We start from the raw sequence: 17,177 nt of genomic DNA, 5'->3' as shown, positions 1-17,177 counted from the left end.
CTCCCCGAGTCGCCGCGGCACCACGCTTCAGTTGCTCAGCCGCACCTGCGGCCGCCGTTGATGCAGCTCACCGCCTTCTTCATCAGCGACGTGGACATCACGTTGATGAAGTCGCCGTGGTCCGTGACCGGCTTGTGCAGTTGCTCGGGGAAGCTGTCGACCGCGAAGACGGATCCGGGCGCCACCTTGTAGGTGATCCTCTGCACGAGCTGCGGAATTGCCCGGAAGCCCTGCGGGCACGCGCCGTTGGCCTGGGCGAAGGCCACATGGGTGCGGTGGTTGGCGCTGTCGATGTTCGCGCCGTCCCAGCAGCTCTGGAAGTTGAACGTCCGCACGACGTTGCTGCCCCTGGGGCACAGCGGGTACTTGTCCTTCAGCTGCCGGTTCTCGAAGCCGGTGCAGCTCCAGGAGGCGTTGGCGTTGGCCGTTCCGTTGACGAAGGCCTTGGCGTCACCGGTGATGATGCGCAGGAAGATGGGCATCTCGGCGACCTTGCCGACCGGGCTGCCGCGGAAGGTCAGCTGCACGGATGCGGGTTGGAGGATGCGGCCGACATTGCCGTCCTGGCCTCCGCCCGGCAGGTTCGCGTCGGCCTCGTTCTTGCCGTTCCGCAGGCGCAGGACGGGCCAGTAGTGGGTGGAGCGGTCGCCGTTGGTGCAGGTAGTCCCGGCCGCGGCGAGGTCGTCGTTGGTCGAGAACGCGTCGGTCTCGAGGTTGCCGACGTAGTCGTGCATGTGGTGGGCGCCGTTGCTCACACCCGGTGCCACGATGACGTTGTCGGGGTTGAAGTGCTTGTTCTCGTTGCGCCCGCAGCGCGAGGTGAAGGTGCCCTTGGAGGCGTTGGCCTTCTGACGCGGCTTGACGACGTTGGGCCGCACCTTGCGGATGTCCACGAAGTCCGCACGGCTGGGGGCGTTCTGCGCCTGGCCGCCCGCCGCGGGAGCGCTCGGGGCCGCCGTGCCGTTCGCGGCCGCGACGGCCGGGGCCGCGTCTTCCTTGCGTACCGTGCACGCCGCCAGCGAGTCCAGGCCGGCGGGCCGCTGGGAGACCTTGGCGATCTCGGCGCCGATGCGGTCGAGCGACTGACGCCGCTCGGTGGACAGCGGGTCCAGCACGCTGGTGCGCACCCACTCGGTGTCCGTCTTCGCGCCGGTGGCGAGCTGCCCGTAGGCGTCAGCGACCTGGGTGTCCAGCTTGGCGAGCTCGGTGTCCACGGCGGGTCGCGCCTGCTGCGGCACGTCCGTCAGACGGGCAGAGACATCGGGACAGTCGAGCGTCATCGTCGCCTGCGCGGCTGCCTGCCGGCTCGCGGACTCCCGCGACGCCGACGCGCTGTTGTTGGTCATCAGCACAGCCCCGGCGCCCACGGCGAGTGCTGCCACACCGGCGACCGTGACGCCGATCCATCTGGACCGCTTGTGTCTCTGTCTGTTCCTCACAAGTCCGTCCCTTTCTGGTGCTCATACGCCGGGGACCGGCTGCCACTCGGCCGAATCGGTCCGTGCCCTCACCCGCGCCCGAGCGGAAATCGGAGCGCAACGCCGTCAGATACGGAGACGGCGGAGATTCAACTCAAGAGATCCCGAACATTTTTTCAGAATCGTCACCAGCCCGAGGTTTGAGAGTCGTCGCCGTGGGGCTGTCATGGCCGGTGAGGCCGCCGCGGGGGTTCGTGTTCGAGCGGTCAACAGAGGGAGGGGCAACAGGGGTGTTCGCGTCGTGGGGCTGCAGGGGGCGCACCGGCGCGCACGGCCGATTCAGGCACGCCGCCTGCGCGCCGCCCGTGCTCCGTGTCGCACCACCTGTCGGAGTGACACGGTTTATCCGATTCGGGCGATGATCTGCCAAGGTGGTCGGCCATGGATCGTGATCTTCAAGTGGACACCGACCAGTTGGGCCGGTTCTCCCGTGCCCTGGACCGCTCGCTGACGTCACTCGCCGAGGCGCGAGGGGCACTGGAGCATGTACGGGCGGACCAGTTGGGCACCAAGGAACTCGACGAGGCGTGCGACGGGTTCCAGCGGCGCTGGAAGTACGGCGCGGAGCAGCTGAACGGGCGGATCAGGTCCGTCAACGACGGTGTGCGGCTCAGCCACCAGGGCTACGTCCAGGTGAACCGGGCGATCGCGGCGGCCTTCAAGGCGGTGTACGTCGGTGACCCCCGCGCCTGACTACCCGCACCTGGGCTGGAACCCGGTACCGGGGAACCCGTCGGCGGTCTCCACGCTCCAGACGAAACTCAACTCCTCGGCGGAGGCACTGGGTACGGCGTACCGCCTGGTCACCGAGCTGCTCGGCCAGAGCTCGTTCTGGCACGGCGAGGCGGCGGACGCGTTCCGGGCCGCGATCGACGGTGAACTGCCGAAGTACTTGAAGAACGCCCACCGGTCGGTCTCGAAGGCGGCGAAACAGCTGGGCCGCTGGCACGACGACCTGGTGAGCTACCAGGCGACGGCCCGCCGTTACGACACCCAGGCGAAGCTGGACACAGCGGCGATCACAAAGGCGGAGGCGCACCACGACCTGCTGCGGGCGGCCGCGTCGACGCCGGAACCGGAACTGCGGGCGGCGGCGGAGTCGGTGACGAAGGCGCGGGAGGCGCTTGCGTCGGTACGGAAGCTGGCGCGGGAGCTGGAGGAGGCGCATGGGGCGGAGGCGGGGCGGATCGCGAAGGGGTTGAACGAGGCGACGGTGAAGCTTGCGCCGAAGGAGCCGGGGGTGATGGACCGGTTCCTGAAGTGGGTGGACGAGGATCTGGGTGACGTCCTGTCCGATGTATCGGCTGTTGCCGGCTTCTTCGCTCTGGTGATCGGGCCCTTCTGCGGTCCAGTAGGTCTGGCATTGCTGCTCGTGGCTACTGCCGCAAGCATCGGCGCGCTCACTCTTCACGTCGCCGACCCGAAGGTCCGCACGTCGTTGAAGGACGGCTTCACCAAGGGACAGTACGACGCCGACTTCTGGGACAGCGCGGTCACTCTGACGGGTGACGCCCTGGGATCAGTGCCCGGCGTGGCGTCGATCGCCCACGGAGCCAAGTCCGCTTCGGCAGCTGCTCACGCCGCCAGTGCCGTTGTCGATTCCAGTTCGTTGGCCGTCGCACAGGCCGGTTCCCGGGGCTTCGGCAGCGGAGCCTGGTCGGCCATGGACGAGATGCGTCAGGTGGAAAACCCGCTCACCACCTGGGCTTTGCAGAGAACCCCGGAGTCGGTGCAGACGTCGGTCAAGTACGGCCTGCCTTCAGCAGGTGCTGCCACAGCGGCCAGCCACTACGGACCGTGGGGCGACAACGAGACCCTTGCCGAGGGGGCAACTGCCGTCGATGGAACACGAGCGATTGTTGACGACGGCCCGAGTTCCGCGGCAAAGGCTGCCCAAGCGTGGGCATCACTCACCCGCTAGACACGACCTTGAGGCGATGCGATGCCAACACCCCTACCTCCCATGTGGTTCCGACTGCCACCGGGGTTCTATTCACTTGACGACATCGACGTGGACGAACTGAAGCAGGTCGCGTCGACCCTCCTGACACCCGCCTTGGGTGACTCACCCGAGCTCGACCGCGCACTTCAGGACACAAACGTCGTGGCAGACCTCCTCACCGCTATTCGCGACACGGAATGTCTGTACGCCTCCCTCGGGGTCCACCCTGAGAACGATGGCGCGGCCAATATCTCGTTCTTCACTCTGTCGATGACCGGAGTCACTGCACGGCCGGCATCGATCGCTGCTGCGCAGTGCGCGGTCGCGTTTGCGGAATCCCCAGGCTGGGCCACGGTCTCGGGTCGGTTCCTGGAGTTACCGAGTGGCCTGAAAGCAGCTCTGGTGGCAGGCACGCTAACTGCCCCCGAGCCGGAGTTGCTGGTTCAGCGGGATATCACGGCGCCACCAGGCGATGTCTTCCAAGGGCGGCTCACCGTGCCATGTCCGACGGGTGAGCACATCGCGGTGGCCGACCTCACGAGTGCCGCAACGCACCACGCAGAGGCTTACACCTCGATCCTGGAAGCCATTGCAATGACCATGAGCTTCGTCGAACCGCCCGAAGTGACACAACCCACCGGACGCGAGCATCGACCGTCCCGCATTTTGGAGCTGTTTTCGTGAAACCGGAACGTGAACTGCTGCCCCGCACCCAGGTAGCTCTGGATCACCCACCGAGCGCTGAGGCCTATCGGCGTCTCGTCCTGAAGCGCCGATTGTGGATGGTCGGGGTTCTGACGCTTGGGCTGGCCTCCGCCTGGATGGCCACTGCGCAGTCACCGTCCAAGTTGATCGGGTTCCTCGTGATCAATGTGATCGTCTACCCGCCATGCGTGTTCGTCGCCGCCCTGGCGCTCAGACGCACGAGACGGGTCGCCAGGATTCTCGGTGCCTACCCGTGGCGTCAGTACCCGTGTTCCTACCCGCGTCGTTCGTTGGAGAGCCCGAAAGCCATCGTGATCAAGTTTCACGAGGGCTACGCCCCGATCCTGCGAATCAGTCAGTACTCCGGCCATCTCTCACAGAAGCAGAACCCCCAGCCCGACACCATCTGGTTCGCCGGCGACCCCCGCTTCGGCGGTGTCGTCTCCCCCGTCGGCGGGCACTTCCCCGTCCGCGTCGTTCCCGAGTCTCTCGTCGGCCCCACCCCCGACGGCAGTCCCGAGGACGATGCCCTCGCCGAGCGGGCCGGGCTCATCACAGGCGGCAAAGTTCACACCACGTGAAGCGCCACTACCCCCGGCTCTGCTTCAACCGGTGACGCTCCTTCTCCGACAGCCCACCCCACACCCCGAACTTCTCGTCATGCGCCAGCGCGTACTCCAGACACGCCACCCGCCCCTCGCACGCCCTGCACAGCTGTTTCGCCTCTCGCGTCGACGAGCCCGGGGCCGGGAAGAAGAAGTCCGGGCCCGTCTGCGCGCAGAGTGCTGTCTCCTGCCAGGAGAGTTCGTCATCGGTGATGGTGTTGATCGGCATGCGGACACGCTCTCCCGTGCCGATAAACACCGGATCAACGACGCATCAACAGGCCCCGGGGGCAACCGTGTGCCCGACCACGGCCACCCCGCCGCGGCTACTCCTGCGCCGCCGCCTGCATCACCGCGAACCTCGCGCCCGCCGGGTCCGCCAGGCTCGCGAAGCGGCCCACTCCCTCCGCCTCGACCACCGGCATGGTGACCCGGCCGCCCAGTTGTTCCGCCTTCGCCACCGCCGCGTCGCAGTCCTCGACCTCGAAGTACGGGAGCCAGTACGGGCCCTCCGTCTCCGGGGCGTTGTCCGGTACCGGGACCAGGCCGCCGAACATCGCATCCGCCCCCTCGCCCGCCGGGTTGATCATGGTGTACATGCCGCTGCCGTCGGGGAACGGCATGGTCGTGGTCTCCCAGCCGAAGACCTTGTCGTAGAACGCGAGGGCCGCGTCCGGGGCGGTGGTGTTGAGTTCGAGCCAGCACAGGGAGCCGGGGTCGTTCACCACGTCCAGGCCCTTGTTCCGGCCCGGCTGCCAGGCGGCGAATCCGACACCCGAAGGGTCGGTGAGGATCACCATGCGGCCGAGGTCGAAGACGTCCATCGGCTCGTACTTCACCGAGCCTCCGTTCTGCCGCACCGCCTGCGCGGTGGCGTCCGCGTCGGGCGTCCGGAAATAGACCGTCCAGGAGGGCGGGCTCTGTTCCGAGGGGACCTGCATGCCGCCGGCCGCTGTCTTGCCGTCCAGCTGGAACATTCCGTAACCGCCGGCCTCGGGACCCGCCGACTGGAAGGTCCATCCGAACAGCCCGCCGTAGAACGCGGTCGCCGCCTCGATGTCCGGTGTGCCGAGATCGAGCCAGTTCGGGGAGCCTGTGACGAAACGGGTGCTGAGCATGGATGCGCTCCTTCGTAGGGTCCCGTTGTCCTCTCGCCCGAGTCTGCTACCGATCCCTGGCCTCCGCACCCGAAGCGCAGGTGAACTCCCTTGTGCCGAGGTCACGGCCTCGTGCAGGATTCCGGCCATGACGAGCAGAAAGGCCCATGCCCGGTAGACGACCCGCACTGCCGCTCTCGGCCGGTGCGCCGCCGGACCTTCCCCGAGACCCGCGGACCGTCCGTTCAGCCCTGCCGAGGAGCACCACCGTGGTAGCGACTGCTCTCACTCCCTACGCCCGTCTCCCTCGTGCCCATGCGCGGCTGCACGTGCTGCACAGCACGGTCGACGCCGCCGGGCGGGCACACTGGCTGCTCGCCGGGCGTCCCGAGGTGCCGGACGGCGTCCCGGTCAACCATGCGGACAGCGCCTCGGCCGATCACGGGAACCGCATTCCGTACGACGCGCTCGTCGTCACCGTGGACGGCGGCAGCGCCTGTGCCACCGAGCTGAGCGCCGTGACCGCCCGGAACCCGCGGCTGGACGCGCTGCCGGACGGCGGGTTCATCGTCGCGGACACCGCCCGGATCCAGATCTACGACGCATGGGGCCGGGCGTCCTGGACCCTCGACCCCGGTGGCGATGCCGACCATGTGCTGACCGACGCGTCGGGCGCGCTGTGGACCGTCCAGGGACCCGCCGTGCGGCGACTGTCGCTCACGGGAGGAGTGCTCGGCGAGTTCGTGCCACTGGACGCGGCGGCCGGTGCGGCGGACGGCCTCAGCCTGAACGTGGGAGCCCACGCGGCCTGGGCCGGCACCCGCGCCGGTCTGCTGGAGATCCGGGACGGGCAGCCGGTCACCATACGCACGGGTCCGGTGAAGGGCACGCACGGTCTCGCCGTCCACGGTGACCGTCTCGCCCTGCTCGGCGGCCACGGGTACGACCACTCCCGCCTGGTGATGTGCCTGCTCACCGAGGCCGCCGCCGAGCCGGTGGCGTACGGAACGCTCGTCCTGCCCGACGGCGCCCAGCTCGGCCGGCGGCGGCTCGTGAACCGGGGTCCGCGGCTGTACGTGCAGTCGGAGCCGTACACCGAGTGGTGCGTCCTCGACCTCAGTCACTGAGCCGCGTCCCGGACCTCGGCCACTGAGCCGCGTCCCGCACCTCGGCCGCTGCGCCGCGTCCGTCAACGCCCCGGCCCGGCGCGCCCCTTAGTGAGAGTGCCCACCCGCCTCCGCCGCGCCCTTCTTCGCCGCGGCGCCCGCCGGGTGGTGCGGTTCGTACCCCGGGATCGTGCCGTCCGCCTTCGCCACCAGGAAGAGCCCGGCCATGCCCATGTCCGAATGGCTCTGCACATGGCAGTGGTACATCCAGGCGCCGGCGCCGACGTTCTCGCCCGCGATGATCTGGAAGCCGAAGGAGTCCGCCGGTCCCGTGATCTTGTTGTCGATCACCCGGCTGACGTCGGCCGGGCCCTCCAGCAGGCCCGTCCTGTTGTCCGCCCAGCGATGACCGTGCATATGGAACGTGTGGTAGAACTCGCCGTGCGTGATCATGATGATCTCGACGCGATCGCCCACGGTGGCCTGGAAGTTGGGGCTCGCGTTGGCCGGCTTGTTGTTGATCAGCATGTCGTTGAAGACGATCGTGAACTGCTTGTCCGGGAGGATGTCGCCCTTCCGGCGCACGACGACCGGGCCGTAGAGCCCCTTGCGGATGCCTCCCGTGCCGTGGTCGGTGCCCACCACGTGGTCGTGGTAGTGCCAGTAGCCTGCGCTGCCGGGACGCCAGGTGCCGTCTGCCCGCTTGCCGGGGAGGTGCGTACGCCAGGTGTAGGTGCGTGTGGCGCCCGGTTCGACATGGCTCTTGCTGAGCTTGGTGCCGTCGTTGGCGATGTCGTAGTCGACACCGTGGGCGTGCAGGCTGACCGGTACGTCCATGGTGTTCTCGAACTCGATGTGCAGCGTGTCGCCCTCGTTGAGTTCGATCAGCGGGCCGGGGATGGACGCCTTCCCCTTCTCCAGTCCGTAACCCATCTGACCGTCCGGCAACTTTTCGGCGTACAGCTTCATATGGCGCACAAGGCCACCCGCGGGTGCGGTTCTCGCCGCGCCCGTGGCCGTCGGTGCGCTGGTGGCGGTCGGTGCGGAGGCGAGAGACAACGATGTCGCCCCGGTGGCCGCGACGGCGCCTCCCGCCAGGAGCCGCCTGTTGAAGCTCCGTCTGTCCATGCCGAACTCCCCATGTCTGTCGCGGAGGTTGACGGGGCGTGTGTGACCCCGGGGACGGCCACACGGTAGCCGGGTGATCTTCGTTTATCCACACTCAGGACAAAGTTCGTGCCACTCCGGTCCTATCTATTGGCGAACCACGAAAAGAGGTCTAGTTTCCGAGGCTGTTGTTGTGACCAAAGAGGGGTGGGTGACCACATGCAGCGCACACCACACAGGTCGAGGTCCCGAAGAAGCGCTCTGGCCGCGGTACTCGGGGTCGGCGCACTGACCGTCTCGTTGCTGGGCGGAGGGAATGTCGCGGCGGCCAAACCGTACCCGGAACCGCCGTCGACAACGTTGTCCCTGCCGTCGCCTCCCGGCGGCCAGAATGTGCGGGTCCTGGTCTTCCACGGTTCGGCGACCGAGGAGTCGCCGGTCGTCAACGCCGGTATCGCGGCCATCGAGAACATCGGCCTCACCGGCCCGGCGGCCGGCCGGTTCAGGACCGAGGCCACGGACGATGCTTCCGTGTTCACCAATGCCACCAAGCTGGGGCGGTTCAACGCCGTCGTCTTCCTGACGGGAGGCGGCGATGTGCTCGACCCGGAGCAGGAGGCAGGGCTCGAGTCCTATCTGGAGGCGGGCGGCGGCTTCCTCGGTATCCATGACGCCGCGCGGACCGAGCCGTACTCCGACTGGTTCACCGGGCTGATCGGTGCGCGTCCCACGAGCGCGGCGAGCGCGGTCCAGCGGGCCGTCGTCGAGGTCGGCGACCGTCAGCATCCGGCCACCAAGTCGCTGCCGTTGCAGTGGAAGCGGCCGGACAAGTGGTTCAACTGGTCGGCGAATCCCTCCGGCAGCGTCCACACCGTGGCGCGCCTCAAGGAGAGTTCGTTCACTCCGGCGGCCGGCGCCAACGGCTGGGACCACCCGATCTCGTGGTGCCGGGACTACGACGGCGGCCGTTCTTTCTACACCGGCATGGGCGGTACGGCCGAGAGCTTCGCCGAGGTCGACTTCCGCGACCATCTGCGCGGTGCTCTCGCCTGGACGAGCCGTATCTCGCGCGCCGACTGCAAGGCGACCATCACCTCCAACTACACGGCGCAGCGCGTCACCCAGCCCAACCAGCCCGGGCAGAACGACCAGATCGGTGAGCCGCACGGACTGGTGACGGCTCCTGACGGGCGCGTGTTCTACATCGGGCGCGGCGGCGCGGACTCGAGCAAGCCCGTCATCACCGACTGGAACAACCCCGACATGGGCAAGGGTCAGGGCGAGATCCACGTCTACGACCCCACGACCAAGAAGGTCACCCTCGCCGGGTCGCTGACCGTCTTCGGCAACAAGGGCGGCGGCGACGAGCTGATCAAGGTCGAGGAGGGGCTGCTCGGCATCGAGCTCGACCCCGACTTCCGGGCCAACGGCTGGGTGTATCTGCACTACACCCCGCACTCGCAGATCAACCGCGACACGCACATGGCCGAGCGCCGGGTCTCCCGCTTCACCCTGGACCCCGCGACGAACAAGCTGGACATGGCCAGCGAGAAGGTCCTGCTCAAGTGGCCGGTGCAGATCCACAGCTGCTGCCACGCGGGCGGCGGGCTGGCCTGGGACTCGAAGCAGAACCTCTACATCGCGACGGGTGACAACAACTCGTCCGGCTTCAGCGGCGGTTACTCGGGCAACAACCCGCAGCCCAACTTCAAGGGTGTGTCGTTCGCCGACGCCCGCCGCACAGCGGGTAACACGAACAACCTCAACGGGAAGATCCTGCGGATCCACCCGGAGGACGACGGCACCTACACGCTCCCCGCCGGCAACCTCTTCACCGGCCAGGAGCCGGACGAGGGCGGCGGCAAGACACGCGGTGAGATCTATGTGATGGGCGTCCGCAACCCGGCGCGCATCTTCGTCGACAAGACGACCGACACCCTGTACGCGGGCTGGGTCGGCCCGGACGCCGGAACGCCGTCGACGACCTGGGGCCCCGCCAAGTACGACACCTTCTCCGCCATCACCAAGGCGGGCAACCACGGGTGGCCGTACTGCATGGGCAACAAGCAGCCCTACCGCGACCGCAACCTGCCCGACCCGAACCAGCCGCTGGGCTGGTACAACTGCGACGCGCCGAAGAACGAGTCGCCGAACAACGACGGTCTGGTGAATCTGCCGCCCGTCACCTCCAACACCATCTGGTACTCGCCGCAGGGCGGTGGCGTGGACTACCCGCGCGACGCCAACGGCATCCCGAGCTACCGGACGGACCAGCAAAAGCTGCTCATGCCGTGGCTCAAGGGCGGCGGCCAGGCGACCATGAACGGCCCGGTCTACCGCTACGACGCGGCGAGCACCGGTACCGAGAAGTGGCCGGCGTACTGGGACGGCAAGTGGTTCGTCGGTGACTTCTACGACGGCGACCAGCCGCGGCACGCGGTCCTCACCGACCCGAAGACGGTCGGCAAGGGCGGTATCCCGGTGCACGCCGAATCCCTGAAGAAGATCATCCCGGTCGGCAACGGCGGCATCCGCAACCTCATGGACTGGAAGTTCGCGCCCGACGGTTCGCTCTATGTCCTCGACTACGGACGCGGGTTCTTCACCTCGGACGCCCAGTCGGCGCTCTGGCGCGTGACGTACAAGGGCGGCGAGGCGACGCCGTCCGCCGACAAGCTGGCACGGAAGGCGGCACAGTGAGATTCGTCAGACAACGGACAGCGAGCCTGTGGACGGCCCTGCTGGCGTCCGTGGCCATGGTCGTCGGACTGATGTCCGCGGCCGCCTACGGGCAGACCGACGACCGGGAGGCGGCCCAGGTTCTCACCTGGACCGCGGGTGACCCGATCGACCGCTATCTCTCCTTCCCCACCACGGCGGTGGCGGGCGCGACGACGATCGTCTTCGAGAACAGCAAGGCCACCGGGAACACCACCGGGATGCCGCACACGCTGACCTTCGACGTCTCGGACCCCGAGTACAACAACGACGTACCGCTGAACATCCTCGCCAACCCCAATGACGACCAGGGCGGCAAGCACACCGCCGAGGTCACCCTGACCCCCGGCCGGTACCTCTTCCGCTGCACCATTCCGGGCCACGGCTCGATGCAGGGGATTTTGACCGTCACCGAGGGCACCGGCGAGGACACCACGGCGCCCGACACGACCGTGAAGGTCGACGGCGACAAGAACTCCGCGGGCGCGTACGTCGGTCAGGCCACCGTGACGGTGGCGGCGACCGACGCGGGCTCCGGGGTGGACAAGATCGAGTACGCGGTCGGGGCCGACGGTCCTTGGCAGGCGTACACCAACCCGGTCGTCGTGAACGAGGTCGGTACGCACAAGATCCGGTACCGGGCCACGGACAAGGCCGGCAATGTCGCCGCGGAGAAGGCGGCCGACTTCTCGGTCGTCGCCCCGCCGACGGACGACAAGACCCCGCCGGAGACCTCGGCGACGGTGACCGGTGAGAAGAACGAACAGGGCCAGTACCTCGACATGGCCACGGTCACCGTGACCGCCTCCGACACCGGCTCGGGCGTCAACACCATCGAGTACGCCATCGGCGCCTCCGGCACCTGGCAGCCCTACACGGCCCCGGTGATGGTGCACGCCGTCGGCACCCACACGGTCCGCTACAAGGCGACCGACAAGGCCGGCAACGCGGCCGCGGAGAAGTCCGTGGAGTTCACGGTGGTCGCGCCGCCGGTCGTGGACAAGACCCCGCCGCAGACCTCGGCGGGAGTGACGGGTGGGAAGAACTCCGACGGCGCGTACATCACCAGCGCCAAGGTGACCGTCACCGCGACGGACTCCGGTGAGGGTGCCTCGGGTGTCGACAAGGTCGAGTACTCCCTCGACGGCGGCCCGTACCTCGCCTACACCGCTCCGGTGCTGGTGGACCGGGTGGGCTTCCACACCGTTCTGCACCGGGCGACCGACAAGGCCGGCAACACCTCGGCCGCGCAGAAGGTGTCGTTCACCGTCGCGGAGGGCGGTGGCGTCCCGGCGCCCAACTGCCCCGAGTGGGACGAGCGGTTGACCGTCATCGTCGGCACGGTCGACACGGGCATCCCCAACCGCATGACCCGCAGCCGCTGCACGATCAACGAACTGATCGAGGACGAGAAGGACTGGTCCTCGCACGCGCTGTTCCTCAAGCACGTGGACCAGGTCGTCGACAAGCTGCTCGCAGACAATGTGGTCGACCAGCGCGAGCACAAGAAGATCTACCGGGCGGCCAAGCAGTCCGGCATCGGCAAGCCGGGCCAGAACACCGGCTACAAGGATCTGTTCGACGGCACCCAGACCACGTTCGGCAAGTGGCAGCACGTGGGCGGCGGTTCGTTCTCGCTCAGCGGTGACGGAGCCATGACCAGCAGCACCACCGTGCCGGGCATGGGCATGCTGTGGTTCCCGCAGCGGCAGTACGGCGACTTCTCGCTCAAGCTCCAGTGGCGGGACGACGCACCGGGCACCGGCAACGCCAACGGCGGTGTCTTCGTCCGCTTCCCGAACGTCCACAACAACCCGGAGGAGTCGCGTCCGGAGTGGGTCGCGATCAAGTACGGACATGAGATCCAGGTACTGGACCGGCCCGACGGCGACATGTACAAGACGGGTTCGATCTACGGCTTCGACCGTGTCGGCCTGGCCGGCGCGGGTGTGACGCCGAAGGGCACCTGGAACGACTACGAGATCCGCGTGGTCGGTCAGCACTACTCGGTCTTCCGCAACGGTGTCCTGATCAACGAGTTCGAGAACACCGGCGGTCAGGACTTCGTCCCGCCGCGCGGTGACGACCCCGGCACGGACGGCCGCCGGTACGCGTCGGGCTACATCGGACTCCAGGTCCACGGCACGACGGATGTCATCTCCTACCGCAACATCCGGATCCAGGAGCTCTAGGCGTGTCCTTGCCTCGACGCTCCTGAGGACGGCAACGGCCCCCTCCCGCACACCGGGAGGGGGCCCTCGTCGTACCGGCCGCGCACCGGGCCATCGTCGCTCCGGCGGTGTTCCGACGTCATTCGGGCTTCTTCGCCCGGCTGGGCTGCACCCGCTTCGGCTCGCCCGGCATCTTCGGGTACTCCGGCGGATACGGCAGATCGCTGAGGCCGTGCTCGGCCTCGTCCCTGTTCGCCGCCTCCAGCAGGGTCTCCAGGCTGAACCGGTGGTCGTCCATGTCCGCGTGAACGTCCCCGACCTCGGCGTACCGGCCGGGCATCGTCTTGATGTCGAAGTCCTCGGGCCTGGCGTCGTCGATCTCCTCCCAGCGCAGCGGGGCGGAGACGGGTGCGTGCGGCCGGGGGCGTACGGAGTAGGCGGAGGCGATCGTGCGGTCCCGCGCCGTCTGGTTGTAGTCGACGAAGATGCGCGCGCCGCGCTCCTCCTTCCACCACTTGATGGTCACCCGGTTGGGCATACGGCGCTCCAGCAGCCGGCCGGCCGCGATGGCGGACCGGCGGACCTGGGTGAAGGTCCAGCGCGGTTCGATCGGCACGAAGACATGGATGCCGCGGCCACCCGACGTCTTGGGCCAGCCGCGCAGTCCCGCCTCGTCGAGGACGGCCCGCAGCTCATGGGCCGCCCGGACGGCGTCCTCGTAGTCGGTGCCCGGTTGCGGGTCGAGGTCGATGCGCAGCTCGTCGGGATGGTCGGTGTCGTCACGGCGCACGGGCCAGGGGTGGAAGGTGACCGCCCCGAGGTTGGCGGCCCACAGGACGGCCGCGGGTTCCGTCGGGCACATCTCGTCGGCCGACCGGCCACTGGGGAAGGTGATGTGGGCCGTCGGGATCCAGTCGGGAAGGTATTTGGGCGCGCGCTTCTGGAAGAAGGACTCGCCGGTCACCCCGTCGGGGTAACGCTCCAGGGTGGTGGGACGGTTCCGCAGGGCCCGGGTGATGCCGTCGCCGACGGCCAGGTAGTAGCGGACCATGTCCATCTTCGTGTAACCGTGCTCAGGGAAGTAGACCTTGTCGGGATTGGACACGCGTACGGTCCGCTCCCCCACTTCCAGTTCCACCGCTCCGGCCATGGCTGTCAGCGTAGGCCGTGCCGAGTTCCCCCGCATACCGGACAATCGCGATATGGATCTGCCGGTCATGCCGCCCGTGAAGCCGATGCTCGCCAAGTCCGTGAAGAAGATCCCGCCCGGCATGCAGTACGAGGCCAAGTGGGACGGCTTCCGTGCGATCGTTCACCGGGACGGCGACGAGCTGGTGATCGGCTCCCGCACGGGCAAGCCGCTCACCCGCTACTTCCCGGAGCTCGCCGCCGATCTCGCGGCCCAGCTCCCCGACCGCTGTGTGGTGGACGGGGAGATCGTCATCGCCCACGAGGGCCGGCTGGACTTCGACAAGCTCACCGAGCGCATTCACCCGGCCGACTCCCGGGTGCGGATGCTCGCCGAGCAGACCCCGGCGAGTTTCGTGGCCTTCGATCTGCTCGCTCTGGGTGACGAGGCCCTGCTGGACGCCCCCCTGTCGCTGCGGCGGACGACGTTGGCCGCCGCTCTGGCGGACGCCGCGCCCCCTGTCCATCTCGCGCCCGCGACCACGGATCTGGAGCTGGCCCAGCAGTGGTTCGATCAGTACGAGGGCGCGGGGCTCGACGGAGTCGTGGCCAAGCCTCTGGATGTGCCGTACCGCCCCGACGCACGGCTGATGTACAAGATCAAGCACGAGCGCACGGCCGATGCCGTGGTCGCGGGCTACCGGCTCCACAAGAGCGGGCCGGTGGTGGGGTCGCTGCTGCTCGGTCTGTACGACGACTCGGGTGCGCTCCAGCACGTCGGCGTCTGCGCCGCCTTCTCGATGCAACGGCGCGCGGAGCTGATCGAGGAGCTGGCGCCGCTGCTCATGGACTCCCCCGAGGGGCATCCGTGGGCGGCCTGGGCCGAAGAGGCCGCCCACGAGGGGGCCAGGCTGCCCGGTGCGCAGAGCCGCTGGACGGGCAAGAAGGACCTGTCCTGGGTGGCCGTGCGGCCGGAGCGGGTGGTCGAGGTCGCCTACGACCACATGGAGGGTGACCGTTTCCGGCACACGGCGCAGTTCCGCCGCTGGCGTCCGGACCGCGAACCGGCCTCCTGCACGTACACCCAGTTGGAGGAGCCGGTGTCGTACGACCTCGCCGAGGTGCTGTCACCCCCGTACGGGTGAGCAGGGACCATCGCCCGGAGTGCCGCTCGGCGACGGGTCCTCGGGCGGACTTTCCGCAGGCGACGGCTGGGGCGAGGGTGTCGGATCGGGTGAGGGGCAGGGCGACGGGCCGGGGGGTGTCGGGATGGGCGTCGGGCTCGGATCCGGCGAGGGGGTCGGATCGGGCGAGGGGCTCGGATCGGGCGAGGGGCTCGGATCCGGCGAGCCGGTCGGTGCCGGCGAGGTGGGACCGCCGGGCGGCCACGGTCCCGGGGGCCGGCTAGGAGTCGGGCGGGGCCGGACGGTCGGCGCCGGCGAGGGTGTGGGACCGACGACGATGCCTCCACCGCTCCCGTTCCCTTGGTTGCCGACGGGACGCGCGGCAGAATCCCTGCCGCCCGCACCGGGGCTGCCGGGCAGGACGCCCGTGCCGTCCGGTACGGGATGGGCGGCGAAACGGTAGAAGGCCAGCCAGGCCAGGACCGTGCGCAGATACGCCCGCGAGCGGTTGTAGCTGAGGATCGCCCGGTTGAGATCCGCGAGCACCGTCAGATCGCGGTCGCCGGCGCACAGATAGCGTCCGGCGGCGAGTGCCGCGTCGTGGATGTTGCCCGGATCCTTTCGTCCGTCGCCGTTGGCGTCCTGGCCCCAGCGCGCCCAGGTGGAGGGGATGAACTGCATCGGCCCCACCGCACGGTCGTAGCGCCGGTCGCCGTCGTACGCTCCCCCGTCGGTGTCCCTGATGGTGGCGAAGCCGTTGCCGTCGAGGACCGGGCCGAGGATCGGCGAGAGCGTGGTGCCCGAAGCGTCCACGCGCCCGCCGCGCGCCTGACCGGACTCGACCTTGCCGATCGCCGCGAGCAGTTGCCACGGCAGCCGGCAGCCCGGATCGGTGCGGGCGATCACCGTCTGCGCCCGGCGGTAGGCGGCGAGGACCGTCGTGGGGATGCCCGACTCGGTCCGCACCGCGCCGGTCTGAATGCCTCCGGACGGCCGGCCCGGCCGGACGGGCCCGGGCTGCGCACGCAGAGGCGGCAGTTCGGTGTGGTACGAGTCGTCGTTCCAAGGCTCGGCTGCTGCCCCGTACCCGGACTCGGAGTGGGAATCGGCGGCCGGTTGTTCGCGGACGGATCCCGGTGCCTGGGAGGCGGTCAGCGCGGCCATCGCCGCCACCGCGGCGACACTCCCGGCGAGTCGCTTGCGGGCGCGCGCACCGCCTGGGCGCCTCATGCCCCCTCCCCGAACGTGTCGAGAGCGGCGAGGCGCCAGATGCCGTCGGAGCGGACGGCGTCGACGGCGAGCATGGCGGCCGCGTAGGTCGTCTCGCCCTTCGTCGCGGTACGGGTGTTGCTCTGGTCGGCGAAGACCAGCACGCGGGCCCGGTCGCCCTCGATCAGTTCCACACCGCTCTCGGTGACGGTGGTGGTGAGGACGAGCTTCTGTCGGGGGCCTTCCTTGCGTACGGCGGCGAGCATGGCGGCGTGCTGGGTGACCGCCTTGCCGGTCAGATGCTCCTTCACAGCCCGGTCGAGGCCGCCGGGATCGGCGAAGTTGTAGGAGAACAGCGCCTCGACCGCTGTCGTCACGCGGCCTTTCAGTTCGCTGGTGCGCGCGGTGTCGGCCAGGGCGGCGTTGCGTACGGCCGGCTCGTCGCGCAGTTCGGACGCCTGAGCACCGGCGAAGGCGGCGAAGCCTCCCGACAGGACGACGAGAGCACACAGCACGGCGAGCAGCCGACTGCCGCGGGCTGTCGCCGACTTCATGTCGGCGGGCTCCTCCGGTGCGCCGGGGCTCCGTTCGCGTACGGGCCGCCGGCGCGCGGGGGCACCGGCCTTCGGGGTCCCGGTCGCGGTGGGGGTCCCGGTCGCGGTCGCTGTCGCGGTCGCGGGACGGTCGGGGGTCAGCGTGTCGCCGGTCGCGGGGCCGGGGCGGCCCGCGGTCGCCAGTCGTCTCCGGCGGTTGATCAGATGGCGGGTTGTCGACATGTCCGGGGTCC

The 17,177-nt window shown here is 69.0% G+C and carries 15 protein-coding genes; 8 read left to right on the top strand and 7 right to left on the bottom strand.

Annotation, left to right across the window (positions count from 1 at the left end):
• Positions 1 to 35: 35 nt before the first annotated feature.
• Positions 36 to 1,346, bottom strand: a complete 1,311-nt coding sequence (locus ABTX78_RS21250) for a DUF1996 domain-containing protein (RefSeq protein ID WP_352208408.1) — start codon at positions 1,344 to 1,346, stop codon at positions 36 to 38.
• A 513-nt stretch (positions 1,347 to 1,859) separates the two neighbouring features.
• Between ABTX78_RS21250 and ABTX78_RS21245 the strand changes: the two genes are divergently transcribed.
• The 4 genes from ABTX78_RS21245 (at position 1,860) to ABTX78_RS21230 (ending at position 4,706) form a co-directional block, all read left to right on the top strand.
• Entirely contained in the window at positions 1,860 to 2,171 is a 312-nt protein-coding gene (locus tag ABTX78_RS21245; RefSeq protein ID WP_352208332.1) for a DUF6317 family protein, read from the top strand.
• Positions 2,155 to 3,399, top strand: a complete 1,245-nt coding sequence (locus ABTX78_RS21240; RefSeq protein ID WP_352208331.1) for a putative T7SS-secreted protein — start codon at positions 2,155 to 2,157, stop codon at positions 3,397 to 3,399. Before ABTX78_RS21245 ends, ABTX78_RS21240 begins: the two co-directional genes overlap by 17 nt.
• Before the next feature lie 90 nt (positions 3,400 to 3,489).
• Entirely contained in the window at positions 3,490 to 4,104 is a 615-nt protein-coding gene (locus ABTX78_RS21235; RefSeq protein WP_352208330.1) for a hypothetical protein, read from the top strand.
• The gene (locus tag ABTX78_RS21230) at positions 4,101 to 4,706 is read left to right on the top strand and encodes a hypothetical protein (protein WP_352208329.1); all 606 of its coding nucleotides are present in this window, start codon (positions 4,101 to 4,103) and stop codon (positions 4,704 to 4,706) included. Before ABTX78_RS21235 ends, ABTX78_RS21230 begins: the two co-directional genes overlap by 4 nt.
• 7 nt (positions 4,707 to 4,713) lie before the next feature.
• Here ABTX78_RS21230 and ABTX78_RS21225 read toward each other — a convergent pair whose 3' ends face one another.
• Entirely contained in the window at positions 4,714 to 4,959 is a 246-nt protein-coding gene (locus tag ABTX78_RS21225) for a WhiB family transcriptional regulator (protein ID WP_352208328.1), read from the bottom strand.
• Positions 4,960 to 5,056: 97 nt separating this feature from the next.
• Positions 5,057 to 5,848 carry a VOC family protein gene (locus ABTX78_RS21220; protein ID WP_352208327.1) on the bottom strand — a complete coding sequence of 264 codons (792 nt, stop codon included), beginning with the start codon at positions 5,846 to 5,848 and terminating at the stop codon, positions 5,057 to 5,059.
• A 248-nt stretch (positions 5,849 to 6,096) separates the two neighbouring features.
• Here ABTX78_RS21220 and ABTX78_RS21215 point away from each other — a divergent pair, with 248 nt between their 5' ends.
• Complete coding sequence (locus ABTX78_RS21215) at positions 6,097 to 6,954, top strand: hypothetical protein (RefSeq protein WP_352208326.1); 858 nt, start codon at positions 6,097 to 6,099, stop codon at positions 6,952 to 6,954.
• A gap of 87 nt (positions 6,955 to 7,041) precedes the next feature.
• On the opposite strand, the gene ABTX78_RS21210 is transcribed toward ABTX78_RS21215, so the two are convergent.
• Complete coding sequence (locus ABTX78_RS21210; RefSeq protein WP_352208325.1) at positions 7,042 to 8,061, bottom strand: multicopper oxidase domain-containing protein; 1,020 nt, start codon at positions 8,059 to 8,061, stop codon at positions 7,042 to 7,044.
• A gap of 198 nt (positions 8,062 to 8,259) precedes the next feature.
• On the opposite strand from ABTX78_RS21210, the gene ABTX78_RS21205 reads away from it, so the two are divergent.
• A complete protein-coding gene (locus ABTX78_RS21205) occupies positions 8,260 to 10,740 on the top strand; it encodes a ThuA domain-containing protein (RefSeq protein WP_352208324.1) in 2,481 nt (826 codons plus the stop codon).
• A gap of 56 nt (positions 10,741 to 10,796) precedes the next feature.
• A complete protein-coding gene (locus ABTX78_RS21200; RefSeq protein WP_352208407.1) occupies positions 10,797 to 12,950 on the top strand; it encodes an OmpL47-type beta-barrel domain-containing protein in 2,154 nt (717 codons plus the stop codon).
• 118 nt (positions 12,951 to 13,068) lie between these two features.
• Here ABTX78_RS21200 and ligD read toward each other — a convergent pair whose 3' ends face one another.
• Positions 13,069 to 14,079, bottom strand: a complete 1,011-nt coding sequence (gene ligD / locus ABTX78_RS21195; protein WP_352208323.1) for a non-homologous end-joining DNA ligase — start codon at positions 14,077 to 14,079, stop codon at positions 13,069 to 13,071.
• Between the two features lie 52 nt (positions 14,080 to 14,131).
• On the opposite strand from ligD, the gene ABTX78_RS21190 reads away from it, so the two are divergent.
• Complete coding sequence (locus tag ABTX78_RS21190; RefSeq protein ID WP_352208322.1) at positions 14,132 to 15,202, top strand: ATP-dependent DNA ligase; 1,071 nt, start codon at positions 14,132 to 14,134, stop codon at positions 15,200 to 15,202.
• Here ABTX78_RS21190 and ABTX78_RS21185 read toward each other — a convergent pair.
• The gene (locus tag ABTX78_RS21185; protein ID WP_352208321.1) at positions 15,185 to 16,411 is read right to left on the bottom strand and encodes a lytic transglycosylase domain-containing protein; all 1,227 of its coding nucleotides are present in this window, start codon (positions 16,409 to 16,411) and stop codon (positions 15,185 to 15,187) included. The two genes, ABTX78_RS21190 and ABTX78_RS21185, sit on opposite strands and share 18 nt — an antisense overlap.
• The gene (locus tag ABTX78_RS21180) at positions 16,408 to 17,166 is read right to left on the bottom strand and encodes a hypothetical protein (RefSeq protein WP_352208320.1); all 759 of its coding nucleotides are present in this window, start codon (positions 17,164 to 17,166) and stop codon (positions 16,408 to 16,410) included. The genes ABTX78_RS21185 and ABTX78_RS21180 overlap by 4 nt, the downstream gene beginning before the upstream one ends.
• Positions 17,167 to 17,177: the final 11 nt, after the last annotated feature.

Origin of the sequence: Streptomyces sp. NPDC096193, from assembly GCF_040302905.1 — a bacterium.
Taxonomy (GTDB): domain Bacteria; phylum Actinomycetota; class Actinomycetes; order Streptomycetales; family Streptomycetaceae; genus Streptomyces.
The sequence above is the reverse complement of the archived record's forward strand: the minus strand, read 5'-3'. Positions and strand labels throughout refer to the sequence as shown.

Excerpts from the sequence above, each read along its gene's own strand:
- ABTX78_RS21250 (WP_352208408.1), bottom strand. The coding sequence starts at position 1,346 with ATGACCAACAACAGCGCGTCGGCGTCGCGGGAGTCCGCGAGCCGGCAG.
- ABTX78_RS21245 (WP_352208332.1), top strand. The coding sequence starts at position 1,860 with ATGGATCGTGATCTTCAAGTGGACACCGACCAGTTGGGCCGGTTCTCC.
- ABTX78_RS21225 (WP_352208328.1), bottom strand. The coding sequence starts at position 4,959 with ATGCCGATCAACACCATCACCGATGACGAACTCTCCTGGCAGGAGACA.
- ABTX78_RS21220 (WP_352208327.1), bottom strand. The coding sequence starts at position 5,848 with ATGCTCAGCACCCGTTTCGTCACAGGCTCCCCGAACTGGCTCGATCTC.
- ABTX78_RS21210 (WP_352208325.1), bottom strand. The coding sequence starts at position 8,061 with ATGGACAGACGGAGCTTCAACAGGCGGCTCCTGGCGGGAGGCGCCGTC.
- ABTX78_RS21205 (WP_352208324.1), top strand. The coding sequence starts at position 8,260 with ATGCAGCGCACACCACACAGGTCGAGGTCCCGAAGAAGCGCTCTGGCC.
- ABTX78_RS21200 (WP_352208407.1), top strand. The coding sequence starts at position 10,797 with ATGGTCGTCGGACTGATGTCCGCGGCCGCCTACGGGCAGACCGACGAC.
- ligD (WP_352208323.1), bottom strand. The coding sequence starts at position 14,079 with ATGGCCGGAGCGGTGGAACTGGAAGTGGGGGAGCGGACCGTACGCGTG.
- ABTX78_RS21190 (WP_352208322.1), top strand. The coding sequence starts at position 14,132 with ATGGATCTGCCGGTCATGCCGCCCGTGAAGCCGATGCTCGCCAAGTCC.
- ABTX78_RS21185 (WP_352208321.1), bottom strand. The coding sequence starts at position 16,411 with ATGAGGCGCCCAGGCGGTGCGCGCGCCCGCAAGCGACTCGCCGGGAGT.
- ABTX78_RS21180 (WP_352208320.1), bottom strand. The coding sequence starts at position 17,166 with ATGTCGACAACCCGCCATCTGATCAACCGCCGGAGACGACTGGCGACC.